Here is a 13,306-nt window from a genome sequence, read left to right as displayed (position 1 = left end):
GGGTAAACCCGCTCCCACAGGTATCTGCGCAGCCCTCGAAAGCTGCGCAGATACCTGTGGGAGCGGGTTTACCCGCGAAGAGGCCGGCACAGCGAGTAAATGTCTACAACCCTTATGCGGTATGGCTTACAGCCTATCCACCGCCCTTCCCTGCCACCACTGTTTTTTTGCAACTGTGCCGATTTCGTCATCCCCCCTGCAGAAAACCATCAAGAACCGCCGCCCCGATCGGTCCACTCTATGCCCCACGCAAGCCGCCCCAAGTCCTACAAGAGCGCGGCCCAAAAAGCCGCATCTCGTGACATCAGACCTGCCTATCCAATAACCAACAAAAAGGCGAACCCATGTCAGGCAAATTCAAAAAACAGTTGTCATTGCTGGACCTCACCTTCATCGGCCTAGGCGCCATCTTCGGCTCCGGCTGGCTGTTCGCCGCCAGCCACGTCTCGGCCATCGCCGGCCCGGCCGGCATCCTGTCCTGGTTCCTTGGCGGCTTCGCCGTACTGTTGCTGGGCATCGTCTATTGCGAACTGGGCGCCGCCCTGCCGCGTGCCGGGGGCGTGGTGCGCTACCCGGTGTACTCCCACGGCCCGCTGCTGGGCTACTTGATGGGTTTCATCACCCTCATCGCCTTTTCCAGCCTGATCGCCATCGAAGTGGTCGCTTCGCGCCAATACGCCGCCGCCTGGTTCCCCGGGCTGACCAAGGCCGGCTCCAGCGACCCGACCGTGCTCGGCTGGCTGGTGCAGTTCGCCCTGCTGGGGCTGTTCTTCTTCCTCAACTACCGCAGCGTGAAAACCTTCGCCAAGGCCAACAACCTGGTCAGTGTGTTCAAGTTCATCGTGCCGCTGCTGGTGATCGGCGTGCTGTTCACCTTCTTCAAGCCGGAAAACTTCGAGGTCCAGGGCTTTGCCCCGTTCGGTCTGTCCGGCGTTGAAATGGCGGTATCGGCCGGTGGCATCATCTTCGCCTACCTGGGCCTGACGCCGATCATTTCGGTGGCCAGCGAGGTGAAGAACCCGCAACGCACCATCCCCATCGCGCTGATCCTCTCGGTACTGCTGTCCACCGCGATCTACGCCCTGCTGCAACTGGCCTTCCTCGGCAGCGTGCCGACCGGAATGCTGAGCAACGGCTGGGCCGCAGTGACCAAGGAACTGGCCCTGCCCTACCGCGACATCGCCCTGGCCCTGGGTGTGGGCTGGCTGGCCTACCTGGTGGTGGCCGACGCGGTGATCTCGCCCAGCGGCTGCGGCAACATCTACATGAACGCCACCCCGCGCGTGGTCTATGGCTGGGCGCAGACCGGCACCTTCTTCAAGTACTTCACCCGTATCGACGCCGAGTCCGGCATCCCGCGCCCGGCGCTGTGGCTGACCTTTGGCCTGTCGGTGTTCTGGACCCTGCCGTTCCCGTCCTGGGAAGCGCTGATCAACGTGGTTTCCGCCGCCCTGGTACTGAGCTACGCCGTGGCCCCGGTCACCGTCGCCGCCCTGCGCCGCAACGCCCCCGACATGCCGCGCCCGTTCCGGGTCAAGGGCATGGGCGTGCTCGGCCCGCTGTCGTTCATCATCGCCGCGCTGATCGTGTACTGGTCGGGCTGGAAGACCGTGTCGTGGCTGCTGGCCCTGCAGATCGTGATGTTCGTGCTGTACCTGCTGTGCGGCCGCTTCGTGCCGACCCAGCACCTGTCGCTGGCCCAGCAAGTGCGCTCGTCGGCATGGCTGATCGGCTTCTACGCGGTGACCATCCTGTTGTCGTGGCTGGGCAGCTTCGGCGGCCTGGGAGTACTCGGCCACCCGTTCGACACCGTGGTCGTGGCCGCTTGTGCGCTGGGCATCTACTACTGGGGCGCTGCCACCGGCGTGCCTGCCCACCTGGTGCGCCTGGAAGGTGAGGACGAAAGCGAAGCCAGCCATGAACCTCTGGTAGGCCAGCGCCCGGCTGCACTGGCTCCGTAACGGCTACTGGCCCTATCGCCGGCAAGCCGGCTCCCACAGGGGCCGCGCTGCCCCAGAGGCCGATGCAATACCTGTGGGAGCTGGCTTGCCGGCGATGAGGCCCGCACAAACAGCACAAGACTTGGCTGATCAAAGAATGGACAAGCTCATGAAACAGATTCACGTCATCGACTCGCACACCGGCGGGGAACCGACCCGCCTGGTGATGAAAGGCTTCCCGCAACTGCATGGCCGCAGCATGGCCGAGCAGCGCGACGAGCTGCGCGAGCTGCACGACCAGTGGCGCCGTGCCTGCCTGCTGGAACCACGTGGCAACGATGTGCTGGTCGGTGCGCTGTACTGCCCACCGGTATCGGCCGACGCCACTTGCGGGGTGATCTTCTTCAACAACGCTGGCTACCTGAACATGTGCGGCCACGGCACCATCGGCCTGGTCGCCTCGCTGCAGCACCTGGGCCTGATCGCACCGGGCGTGCACAAGATCGACACCCCGGTCGGCCAGGTCAGCGCCACCCTGCATGAAGACGGCGCCATAACCGTCGGCAACGTGCCGTCCTACCGCTACCGCCGGCAGGTACTGGTGGACGTGCCCGGCCATGGCCTGGTGCGCGGCGACATCGCCTGGGGCGGCAACTGGTTTTTCCTCGTCTCCGAACACGGCCAGCGCATCGAGCTGGGCAACCGCGAGGCGCTGACCGAGTACACCTGGGCGATGCTCAAGGCCCTCGAAGCCCAGGGCATCACCGGTGAAAACGGTGCCCCCATCGACCACGTCGAACTGTTCGCCGACGACGCCAACGCCGACAGCCGCAACTTCGTGATGTGCCCCGGCAAGGCCTACGACCGCTCGCCCTGCGGCACAGGCACCAGCGCCAAGCTGGCCTGCCTGGCCGCCGACGGCAAGCTCGACGAAGGCCAGACATGGGTACAGGCCAGTATCACCGGCAGCCAGTTCCAGGGCCGCTACGAGCGCGACGGCAAACGCATTCGCCCGTTCATCACCGGCCGCGCCTACATGACCGCCGACAGCACCCTGCTGATCGACGAACAGGACCCGTTCGCCTGGGGCATCTGACCCCGGCTTTTTCCAAAAAATCGAATATCGCGAGGAGTGACAACAATGACCAACAACATCTTCACCGGCACCATGCCCGCCCTGATGACCCCCTGCACCGCCGAGCGCAAGCCGGACTTCGACGCCCTGGTGCGCAAGGGCCGCGAGCTGATCGAGGCCGGCATGAGCGCCGTGGTGTACTGCGGCTCGATGGGCGACTGGCCGCTGCTGACCGAAGCCGAGCGCCAGGAAGGCGTGGCGCGCCTGGTGGCCGCCGGCATCCCGACCATCGTCGGTACCGGCGCGGTGAACACCCGTGAAGCAGTATCCCACGCCGCCCACGCGGCCAAGGTTGGCGCCGCCGGCCTCATGGTCATCCCTCGCGTGCTCAGCCGCGGCGCCTCGCTGATTGCCCAGAAGCACCACTTCTCGGCCATTCTGGCAGCCGCGCCGAAGCTGCCGGCGGTGATCTACAACAGCCCGTACTACGGCTTCGCCACCCGCGCCGACCTGTTCTTCGAACTGCGCAGCGAGTTCCCCAACCTGATCGGCTTCAAGGAGTTCGGCGGCGGTGCCGACCTGCGCTACGCCGCCGAGCACATCACCTCCAAGGATGACGATGTGACCCTGATGGTCGGCGTCGACACCCAGGTGGTGCATGGCTTCGTCAACTGCAACGCCACCGGCGCCATCACCGGCATCGGCAACGCTCTGCCGCGTGAGGTGCTGCACCTGGTGAGCCTGAGCAAGCAGGCGGCCAAGGGTGATGCCAAGGCCCGCCGCCTGGCGCGTGAGCTGGAGGCGGCGCTGGCGGTGCTGTCGTCGTTCGATGAAGGCTGCGACCTGGTGCTCTACTACAAGCACCTGATGGTGCTGAACGGTGACAGCGAATACAGCCTGCACTTCAACGAGACCGACGTGCTGACCGACGCCCAGCGCAACTATGCCGAACAGCAGTACGCGCTGTTCCGCAGCTGGTACGCCAGCTGGTCGGCTGAGCAGAACCTGGCCTGATCACCTGATTCCAGGCCGAGCCGCAGCCCCTGTGGGAGCGGGTTCACCCGCGAACACCGGCGAAGCCGGTGCCAGGCACCGAGTCGCCTGCTTCGCGGGTAAACCCGCTCCCACAAGGGCCGCGGTCTCCCTTGATATTGATTCCAAAGGAGGCTCCATGACCCTCACAGGCAACCTGCTGATCGGCCAGACGCCGGTAACCGGCAGCCGCGAAGCCATCCGTGCCATCGACCCGGCCACCGGCCAGGCGCTGGAACCGGCCTACCTCGGCGGCACCGGCGAACACGTGGCCCAGGCCTGCGCCCTGGCCTGGGCGGCGTTCGATGCCTACCGCGAAACCTCGCTCGAGCAACGGGCACAATTCCTCGAAACCATCGCCACGCAGATCGAAGCGCTGGGCGATGCCCTGATCGATCGCGCCGTGGCCGAAAGCGGCCTGCCCAAGGCGCGCATCCAGGGCGAACGTGGCCGCACCTGCACCCAGCTGCGCACCTTCGCCCGTGTGGTGCGGGCCGGCGAATGGCTGGATGTGCGGGTCGACAACGCCCTGCCCGAGCGCCAGCCCCTGCCGCGTGCCGACCTGCGCCAGCGCCAGGTGGCCCTGGGGCCGGTGGCGGTATTCGGCGCCAGCAATTTCCCATTGGCCTTCTCGGTGGCCGGTGGCGACACCGCCTCGGCCCTGGCCGCCGGTTGCCCGGTGGTGGTCAAGGCCCACGGCGCCCACCCGGGCACCAGCGAGCTGGTCGGCCAGGCAGTGGCAAAGGCCGTGAAGCAGTGCGGCTTGCCGGCCGGTGTGTTTTCGCTGTTGTACGGCTCCGGTCGTGAAGTGGGCATTGCGCTGGTCAGCGACCCGCGCATCAAGGCCGTTGGCTTTACCGGCTCGCGCAGCGGTGGCATTGCGCTGTGCCAGGCGGCCCAGGCCCGCCCGGAGCCGATCCCGGTGTACGCCGAAATGAGCTCGATCAACCCGGTGTTCCTGTTCGACACCGCCCTGCAGACCCGCGCCGAGGCGTTGGCACAAGGCTTCGTCGCCTCGCTGACCCAGGGTGCCGGCCAGTTCTGCACCAACCCCGGCCTGGTGATTGCCCGCCAGGGGCCGGCGTTGCAGCGTTTCATCGACGCCGCCAGCGAACACGTACGCCAGGCTGCGGCGCAGACCATGCTTACCCCGAGCATCTTTAGTGCCTACCAGGCCGGTGTCGGCGCCCTGGCCGCAAACGCCAATGCCCAGGCCGCCGCCAGTGGCCAGGCCGGGCAAGGCCCCAACCAGTGCCAGGCGCAGCTGTTCGTGACCCAGGCCGAAGCGTTCCTCGCCGACCCGGCGTTGCAGGCCGAAGTCTTCGGCGCGGCGTCGCTGGTGGTGGCCTGCGCCAACGATGAGCAAGTGCGCCAGGTGGCCGAGCATCTGGAAGGCCAACTGACCGCCACCCTGCAACTGGACGAAGCCGACATCGCCAGCGCCCGCGCGCTGCTGCCGACCCTTGAGCGCAAGGCTGGCCGCATCCTGGTCAATGGCTGGCCGACCGGTGTAGAGGTATGCGACGCGATGGTCCACGGCGGGCCGTTCCCGGCCACCTCCGATGCCCGCACCACTTCGGTGGGCACGGCGGCGATCCTGCGCTTCCTGCGCCCGGTGTGCTACCAGGACTTCCCCGATGCCCTGCTGCCGCAGGCGCTGAAACACGGCAACCCGCTGCAACTGCGGCGCCTGCTCGACGGTAAACGGGAAGGCTGAGCATGGTCGAAACCGCTGAAACCGATATCGCCGTGGTCGGCGCCGGCATTGTCGGCGTCGCCTGTGCCCTGCAACTGGCCCGCCAGGGCCGCCGGGTAACCCTGGTGGACCGCCAGGCACCCGGCCAGGGCGCGTCCTACGGCAACGCCGGGCACCTGGCCACCGAGCAGGTATTCCCGATTGCCGACCTGTCGATTCTCAAACGCCTGCCGCGCATGCTGCTGGACCCGATGGGCCCGCTGCGCCTGGACTGGAAGTACCTGCCCAAGGCCATGCCGTGGTTCACCCGCCTGCTGCTCAACCTGCGCCCGGGCCCGTTTCAGCGCAGCGTGGCCGGCATCCGCACGTTGAACGAAGGCAGCCTGGGTGCCTGGCAGCGGCTGCTGGGTTCGATCGGGCGCAGCGAGCTGTTCCAGGAAGATGGCTCGTTGCTGGTGTTCGAGCGGCCGGAGTCGCACCAGACCCTGGAGGCCTTGCGCGCACGCATGCAACAGCAGGCGGTGCCGGTGGACTTCTGGTCGGCCGACACCGTGCGCGAGGCGGCGCCGCAACTGAGCCCGTCGTTGCAGGGTGGGCTGTTCTTCCCACGTACCGGGCACTTCATCGACCCCTACCGGGTGGTGTGCGAACTGTTCGAAGCGGCCAAGGCCAGTGGCGTGCGCTTTATCCAGGCGCAGGTCGATGGCGGGCAGCTGCACAGCGGTGGGGTCAGCCTGGCCAGCGACCAGGGCACGCTCGAGGCCCGCCAGGTGCTGATCAGTTGTGGCGCGCATTCTGCACGGTTGACCGGCGCGCTGACCGGCAAGCAGGTGCCACTGGACACCGAGCGCGGCTACCACCTGATGTTGCCTGGCGAGCATCAGCGTTTGCCGTTTGCAGTTACATCGCTGGAGCGCAAGTTCATCATGACGCCCATGGCCGAGGGCTTGCGCCTGGCCGGCACGGTGGAATTCGCCGGGCTGGACGCGCCGCCGAGCATGCAGCGGGCGTGGCAGTTGCACCACTTGAGCAAGGGGTTGTTCCGGAGGGACCTGAGTGTTGAGGGAGCGACGCCGTGGATGGGCTTCCGGCCTTCGTTGCCAGATTCGTTACCGGTGATCGACCGGGTGTGTGATGGGCGGGTGCTGTTGGCGTTCGGGCATCAGCACCTGGGGTTGACCCAGGCGGCGGTGACGGCGGAATGGGTGGGGAGGTTGGCTGACAGGGAGAGTGGGGCTGATATGGCGGCTTACCGGTTGGATCGGTTCTAGATTCGTGGGGCCGCTGTGCGGCCCATTCGCCGGCAAGCCAGCTCCCACAGGTACTGCATAGACCTCAAGCCCTGTGCGGTACCTGTGGGAGCTGGCTTGCCGGCGATTGGGCTGCAAAGCAGCCCCTTTCATGCCTCAGCGATAACGCTCGAGCCAGTGCGCATACGGCGCCGGCAAGGTCCAGGAGGCTTTCTCCACGCCCAACTCCTTGGCCGCAAAGTAAGCCCAGTGCGGGTCTGCCAGGTGCGCACGCCCTACCGATACCAGGTCCAGCTGGTTGGCCTGCAGCGCCGCTTCCGCCAGTTGCGGCGTACCAAACCCCCACGCCGAGGTCACCGGCAGCTTCGCCTCACGGCGCACGCGCTCGGCAATCGGCCCCATGAACGCCGGGCCCCATGGGATCTTGGTGTCGGGAATGGTGAAGCCGACACTCACGCTCAGCAGGTCGAGGCCGCCAGCCTTGAAGCGGCGCGCCAGTTCGATCGACTCTTCCAGGGTCTGCTCATCGCGGCCGTCGTATTCCAGCACACCAAAACGCGCGGTCAGTGGCAGGTTCTCTGGCCATACCTCACGCACCGCTGCCAGGGTTTCCAGCAGGAAGCGGCTGCGGTTGTCAAAGCTGCCACCGTAGGCGTCGGTACGCTTGTTGGAGTGTTCGGAGAAGAAACTCTGGCCCAGGTAGCCATGGGCAAAGTGCAGTTCGATCCACTCGAAACCGGCATCGCGCGCACGGCGGGCGGCATCGACGAAGTCCTGCTTGACCCGGGCGATGTCGTCCAGGGTCATCTCGCGCGGCACTTGTGGCAGGTGCGCGCCGAAGGCGATGGCGGACGGGGCGATGGTTTCCCAGCCGCGGGCGTCGTCGGCGGCAATGTGGTCGTCACCTTCCCACGGGCGGTTGGCGCTGGCCTTGCGCCCGGCGTGGGCAATCTGGATACCCGGCACGGAACCGGCGGCCTTGATTGCCTGCACCACCGGCACGAAAGCCTGGGCGTGGGCATCGCTCCAGATACCGGCGCAACCGGGGGTGATGCGCCCTTCCGGTGCCACGGCAGTGGCCTCGACCACCAGCAGGCCGGCACCGCCACGGGCCAGGCCGGCCAGGTGCACGTGGTGCCAGTCGTTGATCATGCCGTCCTCGGCCATGTACTGGCACATCGGCGGAATGGCAATGCGGTTGCGCAGGGTGACGTCCTTGAGGGTATAGGGTTCGAACAAGGCGGACATGAGCAAGCTCCCGGGCTGTCTGATTACGATAGTTCGATCATAATCGAACTATGGCAATTAATGATAGCCCCGTTATCATGACGACCATGCGAGCCTATCAACATCCCAATTCTGAAGACCTGACTCTAGAGCGTGTGCTCTATGCGCTGAGCGACCCGGTGCGCCTTGGCATTGTCCGCCACCTGGCCGGCGTGGCCGAGGCCAGCTGCGGTGAGCTCGATGGCGGGCGGCCGAAGTCGAGCATGTCGCACCACTTCCGCGTGCTGCGTGATGCAGGGTTGGTGCATACACGCAATGTAGGAACCACCCACATGAATTCGCTGCGCCGTGAAGTCATGGAGGGGCGGTTCCCAGGGTTGCTGATTTGCATTTTGCAGCAGCAGTGATGTTTCAACTATCCCGTTTACGCGGTAACGCGCAACTCAAGTCGGGTTAATATGCACGGCCGTAAATCCGGCCACATAGTCACCGGCTAGGTTTTTTCGACTGCCATAACAATATCTCTGCAATTTGTCGATGATTTCAAAATCACCAATCTGACCATATTTATTCTTTTCAGCAGACTCACACGTTTCGTAGTACTTTTCGTCTGATTGAGTACGCACCACTACATAGTCACTCCCATTAATTTTATGGAAGGTTCGATCCTTAGCAATTTGGACCTTGTCACCGTCCATAAAGATCTTGCCCCGCGTAATCGCTAACAGCCCCGTGAGTGGCTCCATACCTGCAAGGCTGTCTTTGCACACCGGAATTGGCGCCTTTTTAATTTCTACCTTGTCGCCAGCCGAGACCTTGGTAACGCTGTAAAAAACGTCATCCTCAAAAACAAGATCACGATTATTCACATGCGACAGTACATCGTCATTGGTGATATCTGCTTGGTAGCTGATATTCTCAGAATTTCTCACATAAACCTTGGGGCTATCCGTCTTACTCAGTCGAAAAATGCGGATAGTGATAGGGTATTCCAGCACATCGCCCATCCCGAGGCCTAACAGAAGAGACTTCGCAACTACCCGCGGCGGTAATTCTTTTAAATCATTCATGTTCAAGCGCTCCATACAAGATGAGCGCTGAATATATCCGCCGCTACTCCACAGAAAAACTAGCAAAAACATCAGTTACCAAAATATTGAAATAGTGCTAACCAATATCCTCTTTGGACAAAGTAAAGCGGCAGGCCCTGCCACCACGCAACATGCACTCTTGATGCTCTACCTCAGCCCCCCCCAATGCCCCGATCAAGGCCAGATCCAACTCGCACACCACGGGGTGCGCCTTGGCCAGGTGATGAAACACGCAATTGTGGGCAACGATCTGCGGCTCGCCCCCCGAGCGGAAGAACACCTGCGCCTCGTACCCGGCATTGTTCATATGCTCGACGATGCGTGCTTCATCCACCACTTGATGCTCCAGGTCCGCCGCCAGCTTGCGCCCCAGCTGGCGCATCAGCGCCAGCAATGCCTCCTGCCCCAGCAAGCCGGCCACTTCCGCAATCAGCAGGTTGGCCAGCAACGGGTACTGCCGCGGGAACAGTTCGCGGGCCTGTTCGGTCAGCTCGTGCAACTGCTCCGGGCGTCGCCCTGTGGGCCGGGTAGCGCCACGCTTGACCAGGCCGTCGCGCTCCAGCGCTGCCAGGTGCTGGCGCACCGCCGTGCGGGTGATGGCCAGGGCCTGCGCCAGGTCGTCGATGCTCATGCCGGCCGGCTGGAGCAGCAACGCATGGAGCAGGTCCTGTTGAGTACGGCCCAGGCCTTCGAGCATCAGAATTTGTCCGGGAACTGTTTGACCAACGCCGCAGCCAGGGCGTCGGACAGGGTCAGGATATGCTCGCGCATCATCGCCCAGGTGCGCGCCTCGCCCACGTAGTCAGCGGCCGCCAGCTGGTCGATCTGGGCCACGTGGTGCCCGCCGTGGGCGCTGAGCAGCGTCAGCAGGGTCGGTTCGGGCAGGTTCGGGTTGGCCTTGGCCAGGAACGCAGCGATGCCCTTGGCATTGCTGGTCAGCTCATTGACCGCGGCTTGCTGGCCTTTTTTGTCCTTGGCCACGGTGGCGTCGCTGTAGTGCTTGATGGCTCCCCAGTGGCCGGCCAGCAGTTTCAGCAACTGATCGGCGGCGGGCTGGCCGTACAGCGGGGCAATGCTGTTGGCGATCCTGGTAGCGTCGGTAACCACCTCCTTGGCAGCGACTTCAGCCTCCTTGGCGTTGCCGGCCTGGTTTGCGACAGCATAGTTGCGCACCCAGAAGATGTGCTCGACCCAAAGGTCGCGCAGGGCCATGCGCGTGGTCATTGCAGCAGATTCGGCGGGTTTGGCGGCGGGGGAGTCGCTGGAGTAGGAGTAGCTTTGGCTCCATGCCGGCTGGGCGCACAGGGCGAGCAGCAGTAAGGCGGCAATCTTGATGTTCATGACGGCACCCTCCTGGAGGGGGATCGACTGACAAGATTAATTTAAGCATCAAAATATGTTTTTATTGGGGCTGAGCTGGGTTTCCGATCAGTGGTTTCCTGAACTGGCCTCTTCGCGGGTAAACCCGCTCCCACAGGGATAGCGCCAAGCCTGTGGCCAGCGCGGTCCCTGTGGGAGCGGGTTTACCCGCGAAAGGGCCGGAACAGGCAACAAAAAAGCCACGAGGTCTCCCCCGTGGCTTCTGTCACAACAATGGCCAATTACAGCGCCATGTCATTCTCAGGCTTGCTCTCGACCGGCTGGCTCGGTGCAACCGTGGTGCCGACGCTTTCGTCGATCACCGGTGGCTTCTCGAGCTGCAGCACTTCAGCGGTGTAGTTCCACTCTTTCTGGGTGGCCGCCGCCGAGTCGTTCAGCTTGGTGCCGTAGCTCGGCACGATCTGCTTGATCTTGGCCTGCCACTCAGGGGTAGCGACCTTCTCCTTGAACACGGTTTCCAGCACGTTCAGCATGATCGGTGCCGCAGTCGAAGCACCTGGCGATGCACCCAGCAGGCCGGCGATGGTGCGGTCTTCGGAAGCGACCACTTCGGTGCCCAGCTTCAGCACGCCGCCCTTCTCGGCATCACGCTTGATGATCTGCACGCGCTGACCGGCCTGCCACAGGCGCCAGTCTTCCTTCTTGGCGTTCGGGAAGTAGGTGCGCAGGGCTTCGAAGCGGTCGTCGTCAGACAGCATCAGCTGGCCAGCGAGGTATTCCACCAGCGGATACTGATCGATGCCGACCTTGGTCATCGGCCACACGTTGTGGGTGGTGGTGCTGCTCAGCAGGTCCAGGTACGAGCCGTTCTTCAGGAACTTGGTCGAGAAGGTGGCGAATGGGCCGAACAGGATCACGCGCTTGCCATCCAGCACGCGGGTGTCCAAGTGCGGAACCGACATGGGTGGCGCACCGGTCGAGGCGATGCCGTAGGCCTTGGCCATGTGCTGCATGGCCACGGTCGGGTTCTCGGTCACCAGGAACGAGCCGCCCACCGGGAAGCCTGCGTATTCCTTGGCTTCAGGAATGCCCGACTTCTGCAGCAGCTTCAGCGCGCCGCCGCCGGCACCGATGAACAGGAACTTGGCGTCAGTGGCCGATTCGCTACCGTCCTTCAGGTTCTTGTACTCGACGTGCCACGAGCCGTCCTTGTTGCGGGTGATGTCCTGCACTTCGCTGGACAGCTTCAGGTCGAAGTTTTCCTGGGTTTTCAGGTGGCCGACAAACTGGCGGGTGATCTCGCCGAAGTTGACGTCGGTGCCGATTGGCGTCCAGGTCACGGCCAGCTTCTGGTTAGGATCGCGGCCTTCCATCATCAGCGGGACCCACTTGGCGATCTGCGCGTGGTCCTCGGAGTACTGCATCGGGCGGAACAGCGGGCTGGCCTGCAGTGCGTCGTAACGCTTCTTCAGGAACTTGATGTTGTCATCGCCCCACACGAAGCTCATGTGCGGCGTGGTGTTGATGAACGAATGCGGGTTCTTCAGCACGCCCTGGCGGACCTGCCACGACCAGAACTGACGGGAGATCTGGAAGGCCTCGTTGATTTCGATGGCCTTGGTGATATTGACGTTGCCGTCCTTGTCTTCCGGGGTGTAGTTCAGCTCGGCCAGCGCGGAGTGGCCGGTACCGGCGTTGTTCCAGCCGTTGGAGCTTTCTTCGGCCACGCCATCCAGGCGCTCGACCATTTCCATCGACCAGCTTGGCTCCAGCTCGTGCAACCACACGGCCAGGGTCGAGCTCATGATGCCGCCGCCGACCAGCAGCACATCTACTTTCTTGGTTTCTGCGGCGTGCGCTTGCATGACGCTTGCAGCGACAGCCAGACCCAGCAAGGTCTTGCCAGCTTTCTTGAACATTGATCGATTCCAGTCAGGAGAACAGGGGGTGGGCCTGTGGCTGGCCCAAGTAAAGCATGTTCTGCAGCGCAGGCTTGTTGTTGATCATTGTTCAGCAGCCAGAGAACCAGAAAACGACTCGGCCTTTTGTCGAATTGACCGACAAGGCTGAATCGTTTTTCCGATTGTAGCTCAAATGCCAGCACAAACAAATTGCCACCCGGAGCGTCAAGGCGACGGGTTGCCTCAGTGGCAGATTGTCACGCGGAAAAACAAAAACCCCCGATCACGTAAATGACCGGGGGCCTTGGATCACGCCGCAAGCGTCGCGATCAGGGTACCGCCAAGATTACTGCTGCTGAGGCAGCTTATCGATCGGGCCGCAGCCACCGATGATCTTGGAGATGGAAACCGAAGGGTGGAACAGGTAGTCGTAGGTGCAGTTTTTCGGCTGGTTGTAAACCTGGCCAGTGCAACCCGACAGCAGGGCAACACCCGAAACGACAGCAACGGCTACGGTAGCCTTGAACAGCTTTTTCATACTAAGTCCTTTAAATGAATCATCTTCGGCCATCATTCTGATGGCGGCGGGATGATACAGAACCTAGGCATTGGATCCAAGTCGCAAAGTGCACTGGCTGGTTGCACGTGTGCAACAACAAGTTGCCCTTGTAGGAAATTTCTCGCACTTCTGAAAATTCAGAGCTTGTTTCCAATTTCCTGGTAGACGGTTGAAAAGCGGGCCGGTGGCGACGATAGTCTTGAGCTCTGCCTACG

12 protein-coding genes are annotated in these 13,306 nt (G+C 63.3%); 6 read left to right on the top strand and 6 right to left on the bottom strand.

Annotated features, from left to right (window positions below; all coding sequences use genetic code 11):
- The first annotated feature begins 344 nt into the window (after nucleotides 1–344).
- From CAG00_RS21275 to CAG00_RS21250, 5 genes are all read left to right on the top strand, one after another.
- Nucleotides 345–1,961 carry an APC family permease gene (locus tag CAG00_RS21275; protein ID WP_085665270.1) on the top strand — a complete coding sequence of 539 codons (1,617 nt, stop codon included), beginning with the start codon at nucleotides 345–347 and terminating at the stop codon, nucleotides 1,959–1,961.
- A gap of 148 nt (nucleotides 1,962–2,109) precedes the next feature.
- Nucleotides 2,110–3,036: a 4-hydroxyproline epimerase gene (locus CAG00_RS21270; RefSeq protein ID WP_085665269.1), complete on the top strand. Its 927-nt coding sequence runs from the start codon at nucleotides 2,110–2,112 to the stop codon at nucleotides 3,034–3,036.
- Nucleotides 3,037–3,081: 45 nt separating this feature from the next.
- Nucleotides 3,082–4,029: a dihydrodipicolinate synthase family protein gene (locus CAG00_RS21265; RefSeq protein ID WP_013973780.1), complete on the top strand. Its 948-nt coding sequence runs from the start codon at nucleotides 3,082–3,084 to the stop codon at nucleotides 4,027–4,029.
- A 157-nt stretch (nucleotides 4,030–4,186) separates the two neighbouring features.
- Nucleotides 4,187–5,764 carry an aldehyde dehydrogenase (NADP(+)) gene (locus CAG00_RS21255; protein WP_085665268.1) on the top strand — a complete coding sequence of 526 codons (1,578 nt, stop codon included), beginning with the start codon at nucleotides 4,187–4,189 and terminating at the stop codon, nucleotides 5,762–5,764.
- A 2-nt stretch (nucleotides 5,765–5,766) separates the two neighbouring features.
- Entirely contained in the window at nucleotides 5,767–7,014 is a 1,248-nt protein-coding gene (locus tag CAG00_RS21250) for an FAD-binding oxidoreductase (protein WP_085665267.1), read from the top strand.
- 135 nt (nucleotides 7,015–7,149) lie between these two features.
- Here the strand turns inward: CAG00_RS21250 and xenA are convergent, their stop codons facing one another.
- Entirely contained in the window at nucleotides 7,150–8,241 is a 1,092-nt protein-coding gene (xenA, locus tag CAG00_RS21245; protein WP_025340240.1) for a xenobiotic reductase XenA, read from the bottom strand.
- A 50-nt stretch (nucleotides 8,242–8,291) separates the two neighbouring features.
- Between xenA and CAG00_RS21240 the strand changes: the two genes are divergently transcribed.
- Nucleotides 8,292–8,627: a helix-turn-helix transcriptional regulator gene (locus tag CAG00_RS21240; protein ID WP_085665266.1), complete on the top strand. Its 336-nt coding sequence runs from the start codon at nucleotides 8,292–8,294 to the stop codon at nucleotides 8,625–8,627.
- A 36-nt stretch (nucleotides 8,628–8,663) separates the two neighbouring features.
- Here the strand turns inward: CAG00_RS21240 and CAG00_RS21235 are convergent, their stop codons facing one another.
- From CAG00_RS21235 to CAG00_RS21215, 5 genes are all read right to left on the bottom strand, one after another.
- Nucleotides 8,664–9,290, bottom strand: a complete 627-nt coding sequence (locus CAG00_RS21235) for a hypothetical protein (RefSeq protein ID WP_085665265.1) — start codon at nucleotides 9,288–9,290, stop codon at nucleotides 8,664–8,666.
- A 97-nt stretch (nucleotides 9,291–9,387) separates the two neighbouring features.
- Nucleotides 9,388–10,008, bottom strand: coding sequence for a metalloregulator ArsR/SmtB family transcription factor (locus CAG00_RS21230; protein WP_085665264.1), 621 nt, complete (start codon nucleotides 10,006–10,008; stop codon nucleotides 9,388–9,390).
- Entirely contained in the window at nucleotides 10,008–10,652 is a 645-nt protein-coding gene (locus CAG00_RS21225; RefSeq protein ID WP_085665263.1) for a hypothetical protein, read from the bottom strand. Before CAG00_RS21225 ends, CAG00_RS21230 begins: the two co-directional genes overlap by 1 nt.
- Nucleotides 10,653–10,912: 260 nt before the next feature.
- Nucleotides 10,913–12,550, bottom strand: a complete 1,638-nt coding sequence (gene mqo, locus CAG00_RS21220) for a malate dehydrogenase (quinone) (RefSeq protein WP_075046052.1) — start codon at nucleotides 12,548–12,550, stop codon at nucleotides 10,913–10,915.
- Between the two features lie 328 nt (nucleotides 12,551–12,878).
- A complete protein-coding gene (locus tag CAG00_RS21215) occupies nucleotides 12,879–13,070 on the bottom strand; it encodes a YhfL family protein (RefSeq protein ID WP_003254720.1) in 192 nt (63 codons plus the stop codon).
- Nucleotides 13,071–13,306 lie beyond the last annotated feature (236 nt).

It is taken from the genome of Pseudomonas sp. B5(2017) (genome assembly GCF_002112825.1).
GTDB lineage: Bacteria > Pseudomonadota > Gammaproteobacteria > Pseudomonadales > Pseudomonadaceae > Aquipseudomonas > Aquipseudomonas putida_Z.
This window is presented reverse-complemented; position numbering and strand designations above follow the sequence as displayed.